The 20,012-nt window shown below is 59.6% G+C and carries 19 protein-coding genes and 2 pseudogenes; 5 read left to right on the plus strand and 16 right to left on the minus strand.

Going from position 1 to position 20,012, the window contains the following annotated elements:
- Nucleotides 1-8 precede the first annotated feature (8 nt).
- The gene (locus tag WDN46_02200) at nucleotides 9-1,187 is read right to left on the minus strand and encodes an efflux RND transporter periplasmic adaptor subunit (GenBank protein ID MEJ0092266.1); all 1,179 of its coding nucleotides are present in this window, start codon (nucleotides 1,185-1,187) and stop codon (nucleotides 9-11) included.
- 478 nt (nucleotides 1,188-1,665) lie between these two features.
- On the opposite strand from WDN46_02200, the gene WDN46_02205 reads away from it, so the two are divergent.
- Nucleotides 1,666-3,123, plus strand: coding sequence for a catalase (locus tag WDN46_02205; GenBank protein ID MEJ0092267.1), 1,458 nt, complete (start codon nucleotides 1,666-1,668; stop codon nucleotides 3,121-3,123).
- Nucleotides 3,124-3,215: 92 nt separating this feature from the next.
- Here the strand turns inward: WDN46_02205 and WDN46_02210 are convergent, their stop codons facing one another.
- From WDN46_02210 to WDN46_02225, 4 genes are all read right to left on the minus strand, one after another.
- Nucleotides 3,216-4,430 (minus strand): FUSC family protein, encoded by a 1,215-nt coding sequence (locus WDN46_02210; protein ID MEJ0092268.1) that lies wholly within the window; start codon nucleotides 4,428-4,430, stop codon nucleotides 3,216-3,218.
- A gap of 144 nt (nucleotides 4,431-4,574) precedes the next feature.
- A complete protein-coding gene (locus WDN46_02215; protein ID MEJ0092269.1) occupies nucleotides 4,575-4,748 on the minus strand; it encodes a hypothetical protein in 174 nt (57 codons plus the stop codon).
- A 34-nt stretch (nucleotides 4,749-4,782) separates the two neighbouring features.
- Nucleotides 4,783-5,172: a hypothetical protein gene (locus tag WDN46_02220; protein ID MEJ0092270.1), complete on the minus strand. Its 390-nt coding sequence runs from the start codon at nucleotides 5,170-5,172 to the stop codon at nucleotides 4,783-4,785.
- Nucleotides 5,173-5,355: 183 nt separating this feature from the next.
- A complete protein-coding gene (locus tag WDN46_02225) occupies nucleotides 5,356-6,726 on the minus strand; it encodes an L-serine ammonia-lyase (protein ID MEJ0092271.1) in 1,371 nt (456 codons plus the stop codon).
- Between the two features lie 222 nt (nucleotides 6,727-6,948).
- Between WDN46_02225 and WDN46_02230 the strand changes: the two genes are divergently transcribed.
- Together WDN46_02230 and WDN46_02235 are read left to right on the plus strand one after the other, a co-directional pair.
- Nucleotides 6,949-7,179 carry a hypothetical protein gene (locus tag WDN46_02230; GenBank protein MEJ0092272.1) on the plus strand — a complete coding sequence of 77 codons (231 nt, stop codon included), beginning with the start codon at nucleotides 6,949-6,951 and terminating at the stop codon, nucleotides 7,177-7,179.
- A 58-nt stretch (nucleotides 7,180-7,237) separates the two neighbouring features.
- Nucleotides 7,238-7,567, plus strand: a complete 330-nt coding sequence (locus WDN46_02235) for a hypothetical protein (protein ID MEJ0092273.1) — start codon at nucleotides 7,238-7,240, stop codon at nucleotides 7,565-7,567.
- A 296-nt stretch (nucleotides 7,568-7,863) separates the two neighbouring features.
- On the opposite strand, the gene WDN46_02240 is transcribed toward WDN46_02235, so the two are convergent.
- The 6 genes from WDN46_02240 to WDN46_02265 form a co-directional block, all read right to left on the minus strand.
- A complete protein-coding gene (locus WDN46_02240) occupies nucleotides 7,864-8,808 on the minus strand; it encodes an aldo/keto reductase family protein (protein ID MEJ0092274.1) in 945 nt (314 codons plus the stop codon).
- A gap of 269 nt (nucleotides 8,809-9,077) precedes the next feature.
- The gene (locus WDN46_02245; GenBank protein ID MEJ0092275.1) at nucleotides 9,078-9,422 is read right to left on the minus strand and encodes an SWIB/MDM2 domain-containing protein; all 345 of its coding nucleotides are present in this window, start codon (nucleotides 9,420-9,422) and stop codon (nucleotides 9,078-9,080) included.
- 400 nt (nucleotides 9,423-9,822) lie between these two features.
- Nucleotides 9,823-11,199 (minus strand): glutamate--cysteine ligase, encoded by a 1,377-nt coding sequence (locus tag WDN46_02250; protein ID MEJ0092276.1) that lies wholly within the window; start codon nucleotides 11,197-11,199, stop codon nucleotides 9,823-9,825.
- A 232-nt stretch (nucleotides 11,200-11,431) separates the two neighbouring features.
- On the minus strand, nucleotides 11,432-12,331 hold the full coding sequence (locus tag WDN46_02255; GenBank protein MEJ0092277.1) for a DUF937 domain-containing protein: 900 nt from the start codon (nucleotides 12,329-12,331) through the stop codon (nucleotides 11,432-11,434).
- 72 nt (nucleotides 12,332-12,403) lie between these two features.
- The gene (locus WDN46_02260; protein MEJ0092278.1) at nucleotides 12,404-12,856 is read right to left on the minus strand and encodes a hypothetical protein; all 453 of its coding nucleotides are present in this window, start codon (nucleotides 12,854-12,856) and stop codon (nucleotides 12,404-12,406) included.
- Nucleotides 12,829-13,581, minus strand: a complete 753-nt coding sequence (locus tag WDN46_02265; protein ID MEJ0092279.1) for an MATE family efflux transporter — start codon at nucleotides 13,579-13,581, stop codon at nucleotides 12,829-12,831. The genes WDN46_02260 and WDN46_02265 overlap by 28 nt, the downstream gene beginning before the upstream one ends.
- Before the next feature lie 32 nt (nucleotides 13,582-13,613).
- Here WDN46_02265 and WDN46_02270 point away from each other — a divergent pair.
- A pseudogene (locus WDN46_02270) lies at nucleotides 13,614-14,380 on the plus strand (IS5 family transposase).
- A gap of 15 nt (nucleotides 14,381-14,395) precedes the next feature.
- Here the strand turns inward: WDN46_02270 and WDN46_02275 are convergent.
- A pseudogene (locus tag WDN46_02275) lies at nucleotides 14,396-14,589 on the minus strand (MATE family efflux transporter).
- A gap of 220 nt (nucleotides 14,590-14,809) precedes the next feature.
- Here WDN46_02275 and WDN46_02280 point away from each other — a divergent pair.
- Nucleotides 14,810-15,742 (plus strand): cation diffusion facilitator family transporter, encoded by a 933-nt coding sequence (locus WDN46_02280; GenBank protein ID MEJ0092280.1) that lies wholly within the window; start codon nucleotides 14,810-14,812, stop codon nucleotides 15,740-15,742.
- A gap of 42 nt (nucleotides 15,743-15,784) precedes the next feature.
- Here WDN46_02280 and WDN46_02285 read toward each other — a convergent pair whose 3' ends face one another.
- From WDN46_02285 to WDN46_02300, 4 genes are all read right to left on the minus strand, one after another.
- Nucleotides 15,785-16,387 (minus strand): ABC-type transport auxiliary lipoprotein family protein, encoded by a 603-nt coding sequence (locus WDN46_02285; protein ID MEJ0092281.1) that lies wholly within the window; start codon nucleotides 16,385-16,387, stop codon nucleotides 15,785-15,787.
- A 111-nt stretch (nucleotides 16,388-16,498) separates the two neighbouring features.
- The gene (locus WDN46_02290; protein ID MEJ0092282.1) at nucleotides 16,499-17,572 is read right to left on the minus strand and encodes an MlaD family protein; all 1,074 of its coding nucleotides are present in this window, start codon (nucleotides 17,570-17,572) and stop codon (nucleotides 16,499-16,501) included.
- Nucleotides 17,573-17,605: 33 nt separating this feature from the next.
- Nucleotides 17,606-18,460, minus strand: a complete 855-nt coding sequence (locus WDN46_02295) for an ABC transporter ATP-binding protein (protein MEJ0092283.1) — start codon at nucleotides 18,458-18,460, stop codon at nucleotides 17,606-17,608.
- Nucleotides 18,461-18,470: 10 nt separating this feature from the next.
- Nucleotides 18,471-19,610, minus strand: a complete 1,140-nt coding sequence (locus WDN46_02300) for an MlaE family lipid ABC transporter permease subunit (protein ID MEJ0092284.1) — start codon at nucleotides 19,608-19,610, stop codon at nucleotides 18,471-18,473.
- Nucleotides 19,611-20,012: the final 402 nt, after the last annotated feature.

Genomic DNA, 20,012 nt, shown 5'->3' on the forward strand with positions numbered 1-20,012 from the left:
TAGCTTGATCAGTTAGACGCGGAGTCGGTCGAAAGGCTGATGACGCCTTCTTTTGGATCGACGAGCGCGCCTGGCCGAACGAAAGGATTGGCGATCCCCGCAATGACTACTCGATCGGTCGGGGCGAGACCCGCCAAGACGACGCGCAGACCTTCATACATCGCGCCGAGCGTCACGGTTTTTTGGACGACCTTATTGTCGGGCCCAACCGTGAGGACGATCTTGCTCGCCTGATCGGATGCGATCGTCGAGTCCGGGATCAGCAGCACATTTATGTTGCCGCCAAACAGCCGCAGCCGGCCAAAGGTGCCCGGTAAAAGAAACAGATCCTTATTTTCGAAAATGGCGCGACCGCGAATGGTGCCGGAGCGGGCGTTGAGCTGATTATCGACGAAATCCATGACCCCGCCGTGGCTATGGCTCCAATTGTCCTCATCGGCGAGCCTGACCATGACAGGGTTCTTGAATTCCCTCGAGGAAGGTCTTTCGCCGTCGGCAGCCAGGCGGGAGTAGCGGATGTAATCCGCTTCCGAGGCGTCGAAGACGAAGTGAATCGGGTCGAGGGTGACTATCGTCGTCAACAGGGTTCCGACCGACTGACCGCCCTGGACGAGATTGCCGACATCGATCCTGTGATCGGAGACGCGACCGGGAATCGGCGCCCGCACTTGCGTCCACTCGAGATTGAGCTCGGCGTTATGCAACGCAGCTTCCGCGCTGAGTTTCTGCGCGTTCGCGACATCGAGATTGGCCTTGCGCTGATCGACGTCGCGCAAAGTGATCGCGCGGGTTTCCACCAATTGCTGCGCTCTTGTAACGTCATTGGCGGAGACTTCGATCTGCGCCTGAGCTTTGGCGACGTCCGCTTTCGCGCTGTCGACCGCGATCTGATACGGGCGAGGATCGATGACGAAAAGAAGATCGCCGGTCTTGACGATCTGGCCGTCGACAAAATTGATCGTATCGACGGCCCCCGACACGCGCGGCCGCACTTCGACCTGCTGCAGCGGCTCGAAACGGCCGGTATATTCGTCCCAACGCGGCACCGATCTAGCCAGGGGTTGCGCGACGGTAACTTGCGGCGGCGGCGGCTCGGCAGCTGCGGGTTGCGCGCCGACAAAGGTCAAAGCTGCAACGAATGACAGGCCAATATCGCGCAGGATCCGTGGTGAAATGGTCAATGACATTATGAAGACCCAAAAAGAGCTCTGTCGCGGGGGTTTTGGAACGTCGCGCAGCCAAGTGACCGGATCAATCCGATTTTCCGAAGCGCAGGCAATAGAAACGCAGGAATGAGACATCGAAGATATTTCGATTGAAATGAAAATGTAAGATGCAAATGGTGGCGACCGACTCGATTTGCAAGGCTTGCGCTGTGCGACGCGGACAGCCGCTGCCTGAAATGATTCCAAACCATTTATCCAAACCGCTTGCCGGAATGCCCCTGGCGAGACAATATGTAGCGATCCATCGTTTGCTTGGGCCCTCGCATTTTAGAGCGCCAGTATCGCCCCTGTCGCAAATTGACGGAGGGGTTTTCCGCAAAGGCGGTCATCATGCCGAAAGATCATAGATATCAGCAATGGAGATGATCGAGACAACCGTTTCGACAAGAAAAACGGTCCTCTATAGCCTAGCTTCAACAAATGAAGAGGAAATTATGCTGTGAGCGACAAGATCCTGACGACGACGGCCGGAGCGCCGATATCAGATAACCAAAACTCCATCACCGCGGGTCCGCGCGGTCCGGTGTTGATGGAGGATTATCAGCTGCTCGAAAAGCTCGCGCATCAGAATCGTGAGCGCATTCCGGAGCGGACTGTTCACGCCAAAGGGGTTGGAGCCTACGGCTCCTTGACCATCACCCACGACATCACAAAATATTCGAAGGCAAAAATCTTCGCCGCAATCGGCAAGAAAACCGAAGTGCTGGCGCGCTTTTCGACGGTCGCCGGGGAACGCGGCGCAGCCGACGCAGAGCGCGACGTCCGCGGATTTTCGCTGAAATTCTACACTGAAGACGGCAATTGGGATCTCGTCGGCAATAATACGCCGGTGTTCTTCGTACGCGATCCGCTGAAATTTCCGGACTTCATTCATACGCAGAAGCGCCATCCGAAAACCAATATGCGTTCGCCGACCGCCATGTGGGATTTTTGGTCGCTCAGTCCTGAAAGCCTGCATCAGGTAACGATCCTGATGTCGGATCGCGGCTTGCCGCAAGGGATGCGCCATCTGCATGGTTTTGGCTCGCACACTTTCGCTTTCATTAATGAGCGGAACCAGCGTCACTGGGTCAAATTCCACTTCAAGTCCTTGCAGGGCATTAAAAACTGGACCAATCGCGAAGCTGAATCCGTCGTTGCGACGGACCGCGAAAGCGCGCAGCGCGACCTCTTCGAGGCGATCGAACGGAATGATTTTCCGAAGTGGCGTTTCGCGGTTCAGATCATGCCCGAGGCGGACGCCGACAAGACATCCTACAACCCGTTCGACCTGACCAAAGTCTGGCCGCATAAAGACTATCCGCTGATCGATGTCGGCGTGCTTGAGCTCAACCGTAATCCAGAGAACTATTTCGCCGAGATCGAGCAATCTTCGTTTTCGCCGTCGAATGTCGTTCCGGGCATCGGCTTCTCACCGGATAAAATGCTGCAGGCGCGACTGTTTTCATACGCCGACGCGCATCGCTACAGAGTCGGCACCCACTATGAATCGCTGCCGGTGAACCGACCGAAAAATGCGGTCAACACCTATCACATGGACGGGTCGATGCGCTTCGATGCTCCGAAAGGAACCGACGCGTATTATGAGCCTAATTCCTTCCATGGTCCGGTGCAGACGAACATCATCGAGGAGCCGCCGCTGAAAATCTCCGGCGACGCCGCGCGATATAATCATCGTGAAGGCAATGATGATTATACGCAGGCAGGGAACCTCTTCCGCCTGATGTCGGACGCGCAGAAGTCGCAGTTGTTCCACAATATCGCTGACGCGATGAATGGCGTTCCGTTGTTCATCATCGATCGTCAGTTGGCGCACTTCGACAAGGCGGACAGAGCCTATGGGGCGGGCGTGCGGGCGGCCTTGGCCGAACATGGCGTGCTTCTCGCCGCCGAGTAAGCGCATCGCGTATGGAGCTACGCAACCCTGAGCGGCGGGACCTCCCGCCGCTTTTTTGCGCCTGCATCGCAAAGCCGCCTCAGGGTTTCGCGTCAGGCGGACTCCCGAGCAAATTCCTTCCCCCGCAACTGAAGCTCCTTGAGATCTTGATAGAACTGCCCCAGCGCGAAGCCAAGGCCGAAAAGCCGCTCCATCGCGTCGCTGGAAAGGCTCAGGGTGAGGCCCTCTTGGCGAAGCGCGGCTATCTCGGCCTCATAGGCGCTGAGGGACGTTTCGACATCAACGAGCGATGGCGCTGAGCCCGACAACAAAGCGGCGCCGCTGTCTTCGAGAAATTCGGCCGCGCTCTCGGCGACGCGCGCTATGGAGGGCGACAGCCGCGTGCGGAAACCCTCGGGAAAAGGCGCGACGGCTGCGCGCCCGATAATGACGAGATCATGACGTAGCCGTAGCAAAGTGATGAGGAGCGGTCTGAGGTCTGGGTCCGCGGATAAATAAGGCACGCGCTCGCGCCTGGCTTCGTCTGCGATCGTCTCGAGCTGCACTAAGGCCGGCCCGATGCCGTCCTGAATCCGAGTGACCGTCGCTGCGTCCAGATTCGCCACGCAACCAGCCAGCAACTCGCGGACCGCCCGCGCCATGAGTTCGAGCATGCGGTCCGCCGCCTCGAGCCCCAGGCCGTGGGCGCGAGAAGGCAAGACCAGAAATGAGACGACAAGAGCGGTGGTTCCGCCGAGGGCGACCTCTATGACCCGGTAGAACGCAGATTCGAGGGGGCTGGCATGGGTGATCGTTGGCGCCAAAAGCACCATGACGGCAGTGAAGGGCGCGGCGCTGAATCGCGGTTTGATGGCTCCCAAGAACGCCAGCGGCGCGATTGAGAGGGCAAGAACAGTCAAAAATTGAATTTCGTTGGTGTGAGGCACGCTAGCGGCGATGATGCCGCTGTAAATGGCGCCGCCTAAGGTGCCAATGAAATAGTCGATCGTGGTTTTTAGCGATTTGCCGAGGCTCAGCTGCGACATGACGACGGCGGTCAAGACCGTCCACAGCACTTGGGGAACATGCAGGAACAGCGAAAGCGCATAAGTCAATAAAGTTGCGACGGTCACCCGGACGCAAAGGCGCAACTCCACCTGGTGCGTCCGGACGGCCGTCAGCAGCCCTTTCCAAGGCCTCGAAATCCAGGGCTGCAAAACGCCATTTATTTGGCCTCGAGCCGCGCTGAAAAATTTTGAGAACGCCCACACGATGTTGGCGGGGAACTGCGGAGGCTTGGGCCGCTCGCCGGCGCTCGGCTTGTTCATCTCATGCCAATCATCAAATGTAGGGTTTTTACGCGTGAGCGCGGCGCGCGGTCTCGGGAACGCAATCGACGCGGCCAAGAACCTTGAAGCTTACCAGCCTCACGAAAGCCTTGGCTGTCAATTGTCCGGCGGCCTCATTTTCACTCACGCTTTGGCGGCGCCCGTCAGAAATGCATGCGCCATCGTCGCCGCGTCCGGCCATGTGCGCGCGCGCCGCGGCCAGAAGATATCGCGGTTCCAAGGCAGATCGCCAAACAGCATGGTCGGGACGCCAGCTTTGAAAGCGCGCCGGATCTGGCGAAAATTATCATCGATCAATAGGCTTGCGTTGATGGAGCGCAGCAGGACAGTCTTATCGGGCTGGTGTCCGATCGGGCTGGTGTCCGACCGAGTGAATGTCCTTGAAGACACCGGGAAAGAGGCGCGTGACCAACGCGTCGGTTTTTTCCGCCATCTCTGGCTTGCGGGCTGTCACGACGACAAGTTGGAACCCGGCGTTCAAGAAACTGCGACAGCCTTCGACCGCGCCGACGGCCGCCGCGATTTTGTGATCGGCGTCGGCGGCGTGGAAAGCGTTGAAAATATCCATCGTCTGCTTGAGGTCGTCGCCGAGCTGGTAGTCGGCGAGGCGGCTGTGGTCGACGCGATAGCCGCGCGTCTCCTCGATCCAATCGAGAAGCACGGTCATCGTGTCGACAAGCGTGTCGTCGAGATAGAGGGCGATGGTTTTCAACGGCCTCAATGGGCGGTTCCTCCGCGCGTATCGCGCAATAGATAAATCTTACGGCGGCATTGCGTTAGCGCGTCAAAAAATCAAGACTCTTGGCATCGCCGTTAGTCCCCGCAGAGCGGCCAAATAGGCGCCAGCTTAGCCCTTAGATCGGACCCGGCCGCACCGCATTGCTTCAAGGCGAACGATGCCCGATCAGCATTCGGGAAAATTGACCGCAAGGCCCCCGCGCGAGGTCTCTTTGTATATGCTGTTCATATCCCTCCCGGTCTGCCGCATGGTGGCGATGACATGATCCAGCGAGACTCTGTGAGTGCCATCGCCCTGCAGCGCCAATGAAGCGGCGTTGATCGCCTTGATCGCGCCGAATGCGTTGCGTTCAATGCACGGAATCTGAACGAGGCCGCCGATTGGATCGCAGGTTAGCCCGAGATGATGCTCCATGGCGATTTCGGCTGCATTTTCGATCTGGCCATTGCTCCCCCCGAGCGCGGCGGCAAGACCCGCGGCGGCCATGGCGGCGGCGACGCCGACTTCTCCCTGGCATCCCGCCTCGGCCCCGGAAATCGATGCATTCATCTTGAACAAAGCGCCGATGGCCCCGGCCGTGAGCAGGAACTGCCGCAGGCCCGCGACGCTCGAGTCCGGGCACCAATCGCGATAATAGCGCATTACAGCCGGGATGACGCCGGCTGCGCCATTGGTCGGCGCCGTCACCACCCGGCCCCCGGCGGCGTTCTCCTCGTTCACCGCGATGGCGTAGACGCTGACGTGATCCATGACTTCATGGGCGTGCCGGAGATTGCTGCGGGCCTTGATCTCGAGCGCCTCGAAAAGATTTCTCGCGCGGCGCTTGACCTTGAGGCCGCCAGGAAGAATCCCGCCCGTGGCGAGCCCGCGATCGATGCAAGCCATCATGGTCTCGACGATCAAATCGAGGTGGCGGAACAGATCCGGCAATGGCCGCCGCATCGCTTCGTTCGCTTGCATCATCTGCGCAAACAGCAGGCCGGTCTTTTCACCCAGCGCCAGAAACTCAGCCATATTGCGGAACATATAGGGCAGCTTTTCCTGCGGTCCCGCAGCGGTCGCCTCCGCATCCTCCGGTATGATGAAGCCGCCGCCGATCGAACACCAGCGCTGCCTCAATAAGGCGATCCCCCCCTCGTTGAAGGCTGTGATCTGCAAGGTGTTTGGATGGCGCGGCGCGGGCGTTTCAAAATCGAAGACGATATCCTTATCTGGAGCGAACCGAATCTGCCGATGTCCCCCAAGACTAAGCTGATGCTGCTGACGGATATTTTCCGCCATCTCGTCCGCCGCATCGGGATCGATTTGATCGGGACGCATGCCTGCGAGGCCGAGAATTACGGCCTTGTCTGTTGCATGTCCAACGCCGGTCCAGGCGAGCGAGCCATAAAGGATCGCCTCGACGCGCGCGACATTCTGCAAGGCGCCGGCAAGCTGCAACGCTTCGACGAAGCGAAAGGCGGCCACCATTGGCCCCATCGTATGCGACGAAGATGGTCCGATGCCGATCTTAAAAAGCTCGTAAAGGCTGATCACCGCGCTTCACTTCCTTTGCGAAAACATGCTCTGTCGTAGCATTTATGTTGGGGCATATCTCTCTGTTCCAAGGCCTGACCTTGCTCCGAAAGCCGCCAAGTTTTCGTAATCATTGGTTTGATCGCCCGCAGAATCAGCCCTCCTCCTCCAGCTTTCGAATCCCGCACTAGCCAAAACCCCTAAATTGCGCCTATTCTGCGTGAAAGGGCGAGGGAGCAGGCCATGGCCGAGTTCGATAATCCCGAAGACAACGCCGCCCGCATCGCGGCGAGCGAAGCTTCCACCTCGGCGAGCGGTCCGCGTTCGGATCTCGCCGCCGGTCTCTCCACGACGGAGCCCCCAGGCGGACATCCAGCCTTGGTCAAGTTGAAGCAGTACATCCACGCAAACCCAATCGGTTCGGTCGTCGCGGCTTTCGTGCTGGGCTTCATCATTGCTCGATTGTTCAGTTGATTCGCCGCTGCGAGCGATTCGCGCGGGTGTTTTCGTTGTTCATTTCTGAGGGATCGTGATGGCTTCCATTGTCGGGGTTGTCCCCTTTTCCTTCACATTTTTCGAGCCGGGCGGGACTGATCACCTTTTGCCCGGCCGCCCTCTTGAGCAAACGCAAACCGTCAATCGGCCGCGCGGAGCCGGTTTTATGGTGTCTCTCTCAGGGTTTAGCGGCGCCTTCGTCACCAATGGCGGCAATCTCCTAACGCAGCGCCCGCTTGGGCAATTCGAAGTCTTCGCCGGCATACGCGACGTCAATGTTCTGGTCTGCCGGGTTCGGTTGACGGACGAGAATTCTGATGATCCGATCAAGATCAACGTCCAGGGAACGGTGCTGTTTTTCATTTGACGTCGATGCAAAATCGCTTCGAGTGATCTTATGCAAGACCTCGCTCTCGCCTCCATTCATCATCTTCTCGTCTTCGCTCTGTTCGGCGTCCTCGCGGGTTAGCTTATGATTGTACGGCGTGATCTCAGCGCCGTCGATATCCGCCGGCTGGCGCAATTATCATCGCCGGTTTCTGTCGCGCGATCTTCACGGCGAAAGGCTGGGCCTACTACTCTCACGATCTCTTTTTTTAGCTGAAGATCGCCGCATTCGCGGGCGTTGGCCTTCCGAAAAGTCTGCAACTTTTCGGTATCATGCTATCGAACCGGCTCAAAAATGTCCTCGGCGCGGAAAAAGAAGTCCTCGTCGATGGTAAGCTCCGCTGCCGCGGCGTTCTCCACCACCTGTTCGGGGCGGCTGGCGCCGATGATTGCGGACGAGACATTGCTCTGGCGCAAAACCCAGGCGAGCGCGAATTGCGCCAGACTGACGCCGGCCTCTTTCGCGATCAGCCTGACCTCCTCGATCGCCTCCAGCACGGGAGCCTCCAGCCAGCGCCTGGGCAGCATCGAACCCATCGACTGGCTGCTCGCGCGCGATTGTTGCGGCGGAGGCGCGCCGGCTCGGTATTTGCCCGTCAGAACGCCCTGCGCAAGCGGCGACCAGACGATCTGGGTAATGCCGAAATCAGCGCAGCGCGGGAAAATATCGGTCTGCGGATAAGGCCAAAGCAGGGAATATTGCGGTTGGCTTGAAACGAAACGCGCAACGCCCTTCAGCGCTTCCGCCGCTTCGATCTTGTCCAGCGGCCATTCGCTGAAGCCGATATAGCGCGCCTTGCCCTGCCGGATGACTTCGGTCAGGGCCTCCATCGTCTCCGCAAGCGGCGTCGATTCGTCGTAGCGATGGCATTGGTAAAGATCGACGTGATCGGTCTTCAGCCGAATCAGCGAGGCGTCGAGCTGCTTGAAAATTTGCGCGCGCGAAAGCCCCTGATCCGAATCGCTCATCGGGCCGTACACTTTCGTCGCCAAAATATAGGAGTCGCGATCGACGCCATCGAGCGCTTCGCCCAGCAGAGTCTCGGCGGCACCGTGGCCATAGATATTCGCGGTGTCGATGAAATTGACGCCTAGATCAAGCGCGGTGCGGACGCAGGCGATCGCATCCGCCTTCGCGACGCCGCCCGAATAGGTCAGCCATGAGCCTAGCGAAATCGCCGACACTTCCAAATCGCTTGCGCCAAGCCGACGATATTTCAAGAGACAACTCCTCAAATAAAAGCGGAGCATCCTGGAGCGCGACCGCTTAGGATTGGCCGATCGCGCTTGCTATCTCTTTGTTATCACGCGATTCTAGATCGGCGCCGCGAATTTTCCGCACGATGAAGCCGCCGGCTCGGTCACGTGGCTAACCAGCCTTGAGGAGCGCCATCAGCGCGACATAATCGCCATCCGCTATGAAACATCATCGCAGGGCCAAAACGAGAGGAGCGTATAGATGCGCCCAATCTCTCGTTCTGAACGATATTCTACTTGAGATGCTGGGCGAGATATTTATTCATCTCGAACATCGTCACTTTATCTCTGCCGAAAACCGCTTTCAACTTGTCGTCAGCGAGAATTTCGCGCTTGTTAGCTTCGTTTTGCAGCTTGTGTTTCTTGATATATTCCCAAACTTTGCTCACGACTTCAGTACGCGGCAAAGGGGCGGAGCCGACCACGGCGGCGAGTTCCTTCGAAGGCTGCAGCGGCTTTGCGAATGCGCTCGTCGCAGACTTTTCGGTTTTGGCCCCTTTGGCCTCGGCGGTTTTCGGCGCGGCCTTGGTGGCGGCCTTTGCCGGCGCGGCTTGCGGCTTTTTGGTTGAACTCGTCATCCCGTCGACCTTCCATGATTGATTATTGAGCGAGGACTCTTCCAGCGAGAATTTCTGCGCGAGCACGCCGGCGACGCTGCTTCCGACTCTCTTCTCGCAGGCGCTGGTGTGACGGAACCCCAACCATCGCGCTCCGTCAAGCGAGGAACCGCAACTTTGTCATAGGTGCGTCAGCAAGGGACTCTCCCTCCGCCCCGCGAGAGGAGCCGGCGACAATGTTCGAAGCCCCAATGCTTAAGTCTATCATCCTGGTTCTTACTTGGAATTTAAGGCCGCCTATACTTATGGGACTGGGAGGCCTCAACCGATCAAAAGTCACAAAAGTCCTGGGGAAAACGCAGCCGTTCCGCCTCTGGGCCACGCGACGCCAGCCTTTGCGCGCGCGACTTCCACGCGGAGCTCAATAAATGCATTGCTCGAATGCCGGCTCGACGCTTGCTCCCCACTCTGTTTTGAACGCCTCGATCAGCCGCTCGGCTTCGGTCCGGCCGGCGACGATCGCATCGAGTGGGTCGAGGAAATAGGTTTCGTCGCGGCCTTGCGCGTCGAGTCGATTGCGCTTGGCGAGGCCGATGCGAGCAAATCCCAAAACCTCGCGCCCAATCTCGCGCAGCGACCGTCCTTTGACGACGGCCTCAAGACCGAGGCGCGGCGTGTCAGCGCGCAGTTTTTCCCGGTCTTCCGCGCTCCACGGCTTGATCAGCTCGCAGGCATGATCGAGCGCCGAAGAATCATACAAAAGCCCAGTGAAGAAGGCTGGAAGCGCTTTCAGCAGAGGCCGCGGCCCGGCATCCGCACCCCGCATTTCGAGATAGCGCTTCAGCCGCACCTCTGGAAAAATCGTCGAGATGTGATTAGCCCAATCGGAAAGCGTCGCCCGCTCGCCCGGAAACGCCGCCAATCGGCCAGCGAGAAGATCACGGAAACTGGCCCCGGCCACGTCGTGATAAATCTCGCCGCGTTTGACGAAATACATCGGCACATCAAGAGCATAGTCGACATAGCGCTGAAAGCCCATGCCCGGCTCGAAGGCAAAGGGCAGCATTCCGGTGCGATCATCGTCAGTGTGGCGCCAGATTTCTGAGCGCGCCGAGAGAAAACGGTTAAGCTTGCCGTCCGTGAATGGCGAATTTGCGAAAAGCGCGGTGGCGAGCGGCTGCAAGGCCAGCGAAACCCGCAGCTTTCGCACCATGTCGGCTTCATTGGAAAAGTCGAGATTGGCCTGCACGGTCGAGGTGCGAAACATCATATCGAGGCCGCGGCGACCAACCTTCGGCATGTATTTCGACATGATTGCGTAGCGCTGTTTCGGCATTTTGGGGATGTCGTCGAGCCGCCATTTGGGATTCATGCCAAGCGACAGGAAGCCAATTCCAAACGGCGAGGCGATGGCGCTCAACACGGCAAAATGCTTATCGAGTTCAGCCTGCGTCGCGTGAATGGTCGCGAGAGGCGCCCCGGATAGCTCAAACTGGCCGCCGGGCTCCAGAGAGATCGCGCCTCCGCCGCGCTCATCATAGAGCCCGATGATGGCGGCGCGGTCGAAAATTGGCTCCCATCCAAGCTTCGCCCGCATGCCCTCGAGCAGGTCGCGAACGCCGCCCCGGCCAGATGTTGCTTCATATGGCACGGCGGAATGGCAGGCGTGATAAAAGGGAATCTTTTCGTGCTCGGTGCCGATTAGAAACTGGTCGGCGGGTTTGGAGCCAGCTTCGATCCAGGCGACAAGCTCATCTCGCGACGTAATAGGCGTAGAATCCGAAGCGTCGCGTGCCATATCCCAACTTCCGTTTGCGCTCTCATGATCGGTTCGATCCGCGCCAAAGCGCCGGATGACGACCATCGCCCCAGCGCTGCAGAGCTACATATGCGGGCGCGCGCCGGGGCGCAATGCAGACTGTTCGCGGCCGGGATTTTGCGGCGAGGCCCCTCATTGTAAAATGCGAGGCCTCGATCGGGCGACGGCCCAAAGGCATCTTATTTTGACCGGCGGCGGCGTTAGCCCCAGTTTAACGCCGCCTGCCGTCGAGAATGTCGCTGATCTCGCTCTGCAGCCCGGCTTGCTGGCCGCCCGGGGTTGGCGTTCCAGGCTGTAACATTTTAGTCAACGCATCGAGGCCAGCCTGAATGGCGCTGGCGTCGAGCCCAGGGGCTGCGCCGGCTTGGGTCGTCGGCCCCCCCTTCTGGCCCCCGCCCAAAAGACTCCCCAACACCGTAGCTAAAATGCCGCCAAGGCCGCCAGGCTCTGCCGCCGCCGAAGGGTTTGGACTTTGCGGCGATTGCGGGCTGGCGCCCGTCTGGGCTCCCCCGAGCAAACCTCCAAGAATGGAGCCAAGGATCCCCCCCGGCGCTGGCGAAGCGCCTGGATTTTGCGCGGATTGCGGATTTGCGTTCGCCGGAGCGCCCCCGAGCGCGCCGCCGAGAATGGAGCCAAGACCGCCCTGGCCCGCGGCATTGGCGAGCTGACTGAAAAGACCGCCCAGCCCTTGCTTTTGCAGCGCCGTCGAAATGCCGCCCATAATCATCGAGGCGATGACCGGCAACATCTGGCTGAGCAGCGCAGGGGAAAGACCGGCGGCATTCGAGGCATGGGTCGCAACTCTCTCGCCGATCTCGGTCGAGCCGAATAAATTCCCGAGGACGTTAGCGCCCTTTTGGGTGGTCGTCTCGGATTGCGCCACGCCAGGATCGGCGAAAGCGGCCTGATGGTGGCTGTCCCCCAGCGAGCCAAGAATGGAGCTGAGCGCTGCGGGCTCCGTCGTCCGGTTCAAAAAAGCGGTCGACAACGCCGGCATGAGCGATTTGACGGCGGCGTCGGCTTGTTCGGGCGAAATGTTGAATTGTTTCGCGAGATTATCGAGCGCCTTCCCATCTTGGGCGTTCTGCAGGATCTCATAAAGATTGACCATTGGCGTACCTCCTGATCTCCCGCCGAACGCACGGCGTTCAAGGTTGTTTGTCGAGGCAGGACGAAGCAAATGCTAGCCGTCCTTCGGACTCTTGGCGAGCTTTGCCGTGACAAAATATGCGGCGATGACAGCGCCCACCCCAAACAGGGCGGAGCCCGCGATCAGGCCGATAAATCCGCCTTCCGGTCCGAAATGCGCAGCTCCTACGGCCACGAACGGCATAGTCCCCAAGGTGGCCCGTCCCCAGTTGAATACAGTTGAGAGAATGGGAAAGCCAAGATTGTTGAAAGTGGCGTTAGCGACGAAAATGCCGCCGAGGAAAAACCAAAGCGGGCCGCAATAAAAGCAAAAGAAACTTAGTAATTCCGCGGTCTCGCCATGCGTGCCGAAAATCTCAATGATGAGCGGCGCCGCCTGAGTGAGAAGCAGCGCGACCGCTGCGACATAGATCGCAGCGAAGGTGAGGCAATCGGTGAGCACCTGACGCACCCGTCCGATCAATCGCGCGCCAAGATTCTGCCCCATGATCGGGCCAACGGACGCAGATAGCGCGAAGCAGATAGCGCGAATAAGACACCGAAAGCGACGGGCGTAATCCGGTCCATGATGGCGAAGGCGGCGACGACGGGATCGCCGAAATGCGAAAAAACACGCATCGAATAAGCATTCGCCACCGGGGCCGCCAGATTGGTCAGGATCGCCGGGATGGCGATCGCCATCATCCGAGGCAGATCGGACAAGGTCGCCTCGGCGCGCGGCTTAGCCACGAGATCGTGCTTGCCCACCGCGCCGTAGAGGCCCACGGCGACGAAAACCAGCCGGGAGAAAAGAGTGACGATGGCCGCGCCCTCGACGCCAAGACCGAGGCCGAAAATGAAGATCGGATCCAGAATCGCCGTGACGATGGCGCCAATGAGCGTCACATACATTGCGCGGCGCGCATCGCCCACAGCGCGCAAGATGCCGGCGAACGCCATGCCAAGGCCCAGAAAAACCGTCGCCGGCAGCGTGATCGCAAGATAGGCGGATCCGACATCGAGCGCTTCGCCGCTGGCCCCCATCAGGATGAGGATCTCCCGCCGAAACGGCCATGCGGCGCAAGTGACCGCCGCCGAGATGGCGAACACATGAACGAGCCCGGACGCAGCGAGCCGTCGCGCGGTCGGCCGCTCTCCGGCCCCAATCGCTCGCGAAACTAGGCCGTTGTGACGAATTCGGCGTTTGGGGGATTCTCGCGAGGATCTTTCCATGATTCAAGGCTGATTTTTGGAGATCAGCCTTGATGATTCGGGATGTCGATGCGCTGCGAGACGATCAATGGGAGCGGCTTTGTGATCTTGTGCCAGGCGGAAGAGCCGGCCAGCGCGGGCCGCGCTGCGACAATCGACGCTTCGTCGACGCGCTGTTATGGATGGCCCGCTCGGGCGGCCGCTGGCGCGATCTGCCCGAACGCTTCGGCGACCATCAGGCGGTGAAACGCCGCTACTATCGCTGGATCGAGCGCGGCGCCTTGGACGGATTTCTTGAGGCATTCACCGCCGAGGCCGATCTCGAATGGCTGATGATCGACTCAACAATCGTGCGCGCCCATCAGCACGCGGCCGGCGCAAGGATCGCCAAAGGGGGGCGGATGCCCAAGGCCTGGGCCGCTCTCGCGGTGGTTTGAGCACCAAAATCCACGCCGCGACAGACGCACTCGGCAACCCCGTTCGGCTCCTTCTCGGACCTGGGCAGCGCAACGACATCACAAAAGCGCACGCCCTGATCGAAGGCTTTGCGGCCGATGCGATCATCGCCGATAAAGGTTATGACGCCAATCACTTGCGCAAGGCTGTTCTTATGCGTGAGGCTGAGCCGGTGATCCCATCAAAATCCAATCGCCGCGCGCCGCTCCCCTACGACAAGGCGCTCTACAAGGAGCGCAATCTCGTCGAGCGTTTCTTCAATAAACTGAAGCAGTTCCGGCGCGTCGCAACCCGATACGACAAGCTCCTCGCAAACTACCGAGGCTTCGTATTGCTCGCCGCTATTGCTATCATGCTCAGGTAATTCGTCACTACTGCCTAGAGCACCGATGGCGATCGAAAGGCCAATATTGATCGAGACGGAAAAAACAGAACCTGCGTCGCAAAGCCTACGGCCGCGGTCAGGTTCGGGTCGCCCAGCCGCGAGACGTAAAGGAGGGACAATAGATCGACGACGAAGATCGACATCAGTCCGATTGAGGCGGCGCCGGTCATGGCCAGCACGTGCCGCATGGTCGAGCCTTCAGTGAAGATCGCGCGTGGCCTCAAGGCGTCAGACGTCACCAACCACCTCCTTATTTTAGGGCGGACCTGGAGAATAAATAGCTTGGCGATTCTAGGTTCTTTATGCGCTAATGGTTTAGCCGGCGACAACTTCAATCCAGCAAGCAAAAATGATATGAGGCGGAGTTGAAGCTCAAAGCCTATGCATCGATTCCATGAGCTGGATTTCATGAGCCATTCAGATAACCACGACCATTCCGGGCATTCGCATGCTCACTCCCATGCGCCCAAAGACTTTGGGCCGCGTTTCGTCATCGGCATCGCTCTCAACCTCCTGGTGGTGGTCCTGCAACTCTTTTATGGAATCATCTCCAACTCGATCGCGCTCATCGCCGACGCCGGACATAACCTCTCGGACGTGCTGGGCCTTGGCGTCGCCTTCGCCGGGACAGTTCTCGCGGCGCGGGCGCCATCGGCGCGCTTCACCTACGGCCTCAAGGGCACGTCCATTCTGGCGGCTTTGTTCAACGCCGTCTTTCTTCTCGTCGTGACCGGCGCGCTCGGTTTGGAGGCGATCCAGCGTTTCTTTCATCCAGAGCCAATCGCCGCCAAGACGATGATGATCGTCGCGGCGATCGGGGTGGTCGTCAACGCCGCGACGGCGGCGCTATTCGCATCGGGGCGTAAAGACGATCTCAATCTTCGCGGCGCCTTTTTGCATATGGCCGCGGACGCGGCGGTGTCGGGCGGCGTCGTCATCGCCGCGCTCCTCATCCTATTGACTGGCCAGCTTTGGCTCGACCCGCTGATGACCCTGATCATCAGCGCCGTGATAATCGCCGGGACTTGGGGTCTTCTGCGCGAAAGCCTCGCCATGTCGCTGGGCGCGGTTCCAACGGGAGTTCCAGCAGCGGACGTTCGCGAGTATCTCAGCGGGCTTCCGGGGGTTTCTGGTCTCCACGATCTGCACATATGGTCGATGAGCACCAGCGAAACGGCGCTCACCTGCCACCTTTGCATGCCGGCCGGCTCTCCGGGCGACGCCTTTTTGATGCGCGCGGCGGACGAGTTGCGCGAACGCTACCGCATCGGCCACGTGACATTGCAGGTCGAGACCGAATCCGGGGCCAGCTGCGCGCTGGCGCCGGACGAGGTGGTGTAGTTTTCCAGGAAATTTCTAGAGCCCGTTTGGAACTCGATTCCCTCAAATCTGCGGCGCAGTCCAGAGCACGATCTGACGCATGACATTGGCCAGCGCGGCGTCGAGTGCTTTAGTGACCGTTGCGCCATCGTCCCTCGGCGCTGGCGCGCTCGCGGAAAACACCTTGCCGGCGAGGATGCGTCCGCCGGCCCCGGTGAGCTGAGCGGAAATTTCGACGAAGGCGATGCTCCCCGCAACGTCGAGTTCGAAGCGGCGAATATCGGTGCGCAGATTATAGTCCGACACAATGCCGGGTTCGCCGACCGCGCGGAAAAGATGGGCGTTCTGAAAGCTGGCGATAAGGCGGGCCTGCACCAAGGAGGTCAACTGATCGGCCCATTTGGCGCCCGACAGATAGGCGATCGAATCCGCGCCCGTGCGCACGACAATTCGATCAGAATCGACGGGCGACACCGCCGTCGGCTCGTAGACGGCGAGCTGGCCCCGGCGCGCCTCTTTGGCGCTAAAGCCGCCGCCAATCGCGCCAAGGTCGTAGGTCGGAAGCGGTCCCGACGAGCAGGCGGCGAGCAAACTCATCAATGCGCTAACGAGGAGCAGCGGCCGATGGCGCGTCAGGCGTCCCTCGGCGCAAAACCTCGGATCCATGCTCAATCCACTCCCAGCTGGCGATATAGCGATAAAACCTGAGGCTTCGATCAAATCAAGCCCAGGCGCGCGCCAGCCGGGCGCGGAGGCGTAGCCAATTGCCGCAGGTGGTTAACGAGCGCCGGTATATTCGGGAATTTGCTGCTTCTTGCCGAAGAGGAATTGCTGCGGGTTATTCTCGATCGAACGGATCGCCTGATTGACCTGATCGAGCGTCTTGCGGCCATCGACCGCCAGAGCCTCATATTCCTTCAGCCCGCTGCCGGTGAAATGGGTGAGGTTGGCGCCGATGTCTTTCCATCTCGCATCGACATCATCGGCGAGCTTCCTGATTGATTTCGCGGTCGCCGCGACCTCGGCGAAGACGCCTTTGTTGTCGCCGGTCGCCAAAAATCCATTCAGATTGGTCAGAACCCCATCGACCTTATCGGCGGCGGCGTTGAGTTTGGCCGACATGGCGGCGAAATCGGAAACAATGGCTTTGACCTGCGCGGGATCAACCGCCTTCACGACCGTATCCGTATCGCCGGCGAGGGTCTCGAGTTTCTCGGCAAGCGGCTTGATCGCCTTGCCGACTTCACTGATCGAGGCCATGAAATCCTTAACGCCGTCGGAATTGGAGGCAAGCGCGTCCGAGAATTTTTGGACGTTCTTCACCGAAGCGCTAATCGAACCCGAATTGTCGTCGAGCAGCTTATTGGTCTTGTCGAGGAATTCGGTCGCTTGACCCGCAATGCGCCGCGCCGTCTCGATGAGATCCTGGAAATCCGAGCGATCGGCTGTAATCACCGGAGGACCGCCCTCGGCCCCCGCCTCAAGCGGCGGCGAACTCTCGCTGCCGCCAAAAAAGGCGACCGAGGCGACGCCGGTAAGGCCGGTGGCTTCAAGGCGCGCCTTGGTGTCGACGCGGATCGGAACGCGCCCGTCGATGTCGACCAAGGCGAAAACATGGGACGGATCGTTCGGCACGAAGTCGATCTTGGTCACATCGCCGACCCGCACGCCGTTGAACAGCACGGGCGCCCCGCGCAGAAGCCCGGAAACCGATCCGACAAAGACAACTTTATACGTGCGCTGTCCGCCCGGCTTGTCGCCGCCCGCAAACCACAGGACGAAGCCAAAAGCCGAGGCGATGACGGCCAAGGTAAAAATGCCGATCAAAGCGTAGTTCGCGCGGGTTTCCATATATCGACTTGTCCTGGTTGTCCTCGGTCGCTCTTATGCGCCAGCGCGGTCAGCCGCCCGCTTGATCACCGAAGGATCGAATTGCCGCGCCCTCTTGCCGTGGAAATAGGCGCGCAGCCAAGGATGTTCGGAGGCCAGCATCACGTCGATTGGCCCCGTCGCGATTACTTTTTCGTCGGCCAGAGCGGCGATCCGATCGCAGATCGAGTAAAGACTATCGAGATCATGGGTCACCATAAAGACCGTGAGGCCAAGCGTCTTCTGCAAGGTGGCGATCAATTGATCGAATTCGGCGGCGCCGATCGGGTCAAGACCGGAGGTCGGCTCGTCAAGAAACAAAAGCTCGGGATCGAGCGCGAGCGCCCGCGCCAAAGCAGCCCGCTTGATCATGCCGCCGGATAATTCAGACGGGAATTTGTCGGCAGCGTCAAGACTGAGGCCAACCAGCTCAATCTTGAGCATTGCAAGCTCGTCGGCGAGTTGCGGCGACAGTTTCAGGTGCTCGCGCATCGGCATCTGCACATTCTGCTTGACGGTGAGGCCGGAAAAAAGCGCCCCTTGTTGAAACATCACCCCTATTCGCCGCTCGATCGCATCGGATTCGGCGCGCGACACTTTGTCGAGATCAAAACCAAATAGGTCGATTTTTCCGCTTTGCTTAGGCAGCAGACGCAAAATGGCGCGGGTCAAGACTGATTTGCCGGTGCCGGAGCCGCCGACAAACCCCATGACCTCGCCGCGGTAGACGTCGAGATCAAGGCCGTTCAGGACAAGCTTGTCGCCGAAGCCGACGACGAGGCCGCGCACGCGGATCGCGACCTCGGGCGTGACGCCCCTCTTGATCAGCTTGCCAGCCTTTTTGGGCGGCGCGGCTACGATATTTTGCATGGACTCCTGCTTAAAACCGGATGCCGGCGAAGAAGACGGCGAAAACGCCATCAACCACGATGACCATGAAAATGGATTTGACGACGGAGGCCGTAACCTGCCGGCCAAGCGATTCGGCTGAGCCGGCGACCGCCAAACCTTCGACGGAGGCGATCAGGCCAATGACCAGCCCCATGAAAGGCGCCTTGATGACGCCGCTGAGGAACGTGTGGACGCCGATCGCTGAGGGCAATAGCGCCACGAAGCTTTTCGGGGTTATGCCGCCGTAGACCCAACTGACCAGAATGCCGCCGGCGATCGCCGACATATCGGCAAGGAAGGTCAGCAGCGGCAGACTGATCACGAGGGCGAGGATTCTGGGAACGATCAGCACCTCGATGGGGCGCAGGCCCATCACGACAAGCGCGTCGATTTCCTCGCGCATCTTCATCGAGCCGAGCTCGGCGGTGATCGCCGACCCTGAGCGTCCGGCGATCATGATCGACGTCAGTAGGACGCCGAGTTCGCGCAGGATCAGAATGCCGATGAGATCGACGACGAGAATGGTCGCGCCGAAACGGCGCAGCTGGAAAATGCCTTGCTGCGCGACAATGGCGCCAACCAAGAAATTGATCAGGACGACGATCGGAACGCTGCGAAACGCGACGGTTTCCAGGTGGAAAACCAGCGAGGTGCCGCGGAAATTTGACGGCTTCGTCAGGCTTTTACCAACCGAAGCGACAACTTCGCCGAGAAAATCGACCGCGGTCACAAGATCGCGCCCGGCGGTGACGATGCTCTCGCCGATGTCGGCGCAAAGCGCGACGAAGTAGGAGCTGCGCCGACGCTTTGGCTCATCAAAAGTGCGGTAGTGGGCTTCCCTCAGCATCAAACCGAACTCAGGCCGGATCGATTCCAGCTTGGCGTCGACGCCCTTCGCCCCGAGATCCTGGCGCGTCCTGTCGATCAGCCAAGCGCCAGCGGAATCAAGCCGATCCACGGCCCCTAGATCGAGGATCGCCTGCCGCGCGCCATCGCCCTGAGCTAGAAGCGCGTTGGCCTCAGCCTCGAGCTCGGCGGAGGCGTCCAAGGTCCAATGCCCGGCAAGGCTAAGCCGCACCGCATCGCCGGAGCGCTCGCTCGAAAATGTCGGGCCGTTCTGAACATCCATATTTCAGCCCCGCCTCAATCGTCGGAAACGCGATATTGCTCGGTACTTGCCTTGTGCGGCGAAGTCGAGGCGAGAGCCTTGGGATTTTTTGTGCGATGCAATATGAGAGTCCTCGAGCATGATCGCGAAAACCGGCCAATGTTTTGGGATCATGCGTTGAAACAAAAAGATAAGGCGAATTTCGGTCCATGCTTCGCTGGACTATGGGGGACCCACGGGCGAGCGCGGCAAAGCTTCTGTTGCGAGGATGTCACCGCCTTAGCCAAAATGCACATTTCACGCCGCCGTGAGTTCGAAATCATGCAACGGCGATTGACTTCGCAGCGATACGCGAAGAATTAGCATAAAATGTTAACGACGGGGGCGCCTCTAAAGTGCGAGCGAGCAAGCTCCGAAGCTCTC

The organism is Methylocella sp. (assembly GCA_037200525.1).
GTDB lineage: Bacteria > Pseudomonadota > Alphaproteobacteria > Rhizobiales > Beijerinckiaceae > Methylocapsa.

Coding starts and splice junctions, on each gene's coding strand:
- WDN46_02250 (MEJ0092276.1), bottom strand. CDS start 11,199: ATGGCACGCGACGCTTCGGATTCTACGCCTATTACGTCGCGAGATGAG.
- WDN46_02295 (MEJ0092283.1), bottom strand. CDS start 18,460: ATGCAAAATATCGTAGCCGCGCCGCCCAAAAAGGCTGGCAAGCTGATC.
- WDN46_02285 (MEJ0092281.1), bottom strand. CDS start 16,387: ATGGATCCGAGGTTTTGCGCCGAGGGACGCCTGACGCGCCATCGGCCG.
- WDN46_02200 (MEJ0092266.1), bottom strand. CDS start 1,187: ATGTCATTGACCATTTCACCACGGATCCTGCGCGATATTGGCCTGTCA.
- WDN46_02290 (MEJ0092282.1), bottom strand. CDS start 17,572: ATGGAAACCCGCGCGAACTACGCTTTGATCGGCATTTTTACCTTGGCC.
- WDN46_02230 (MEJ0092272.1), top strand. CDS start 6,949: ATGGCCGAGTTCGATAATCCCGAAGACAACGCCGCCCGCATCGCGGCG.
- WDN46_02280 (MEJ0092280.1), top strand. CDS start 14,810: ATGAGCCATTCAGATAACCACGACCATTCCGGGCATTCGCATGCTCAC.
- WDN46_02300 (MEJ0092284.1), bottom strand. CDS start 19,610: ATGGATGTTCAGAACGGCCCGACATTTTCGAGCGAGCGCTCCGGCGAT.
- WDN46_02235 (MEJ0092273.1), top strand. CDS start 7,238: ATGGCTTCCATTGTCGGGGTTGTCCCCTTTTCCTTCACATTTTTCGAG.
- WDN46_02255 (MEJ0092277.1), bottom strand. CDS start 12,331: ATGGTCAATCTTTATGAGATCCTGCAGAACGCCCAAGATGGGAAGGCG.
- WDN46_02210 (MEJ0092268.1), bottom strand. CDS start 4,430: ATGAACAAGCCGAGCGCCGGCGAGCGGCCCAAGCCTCCGCAGTTCCCC.
- WDN46_02245 (MEJ0092275.1), bottom strand. CDS start 9,422: ATGACGAGTTCAACCAAAAAGCCGCAAGCCGCGCCGGCAAAGGCCGCC.
- WDN46_02265 (MEJ0092279.1), bottom strand. CDS start 13,581: ATGGAAAGATCCTCGCGAGAATCCCCCAAACGCCGAATTCGTCACAAC.
- WDN46_02260 (MEJ0092278.1), bottom strand. CDS start 12,856: ATGGGGCAGAATCTTGGCGCGCGATTGATCGGACGGGTGCGTCAGGTG.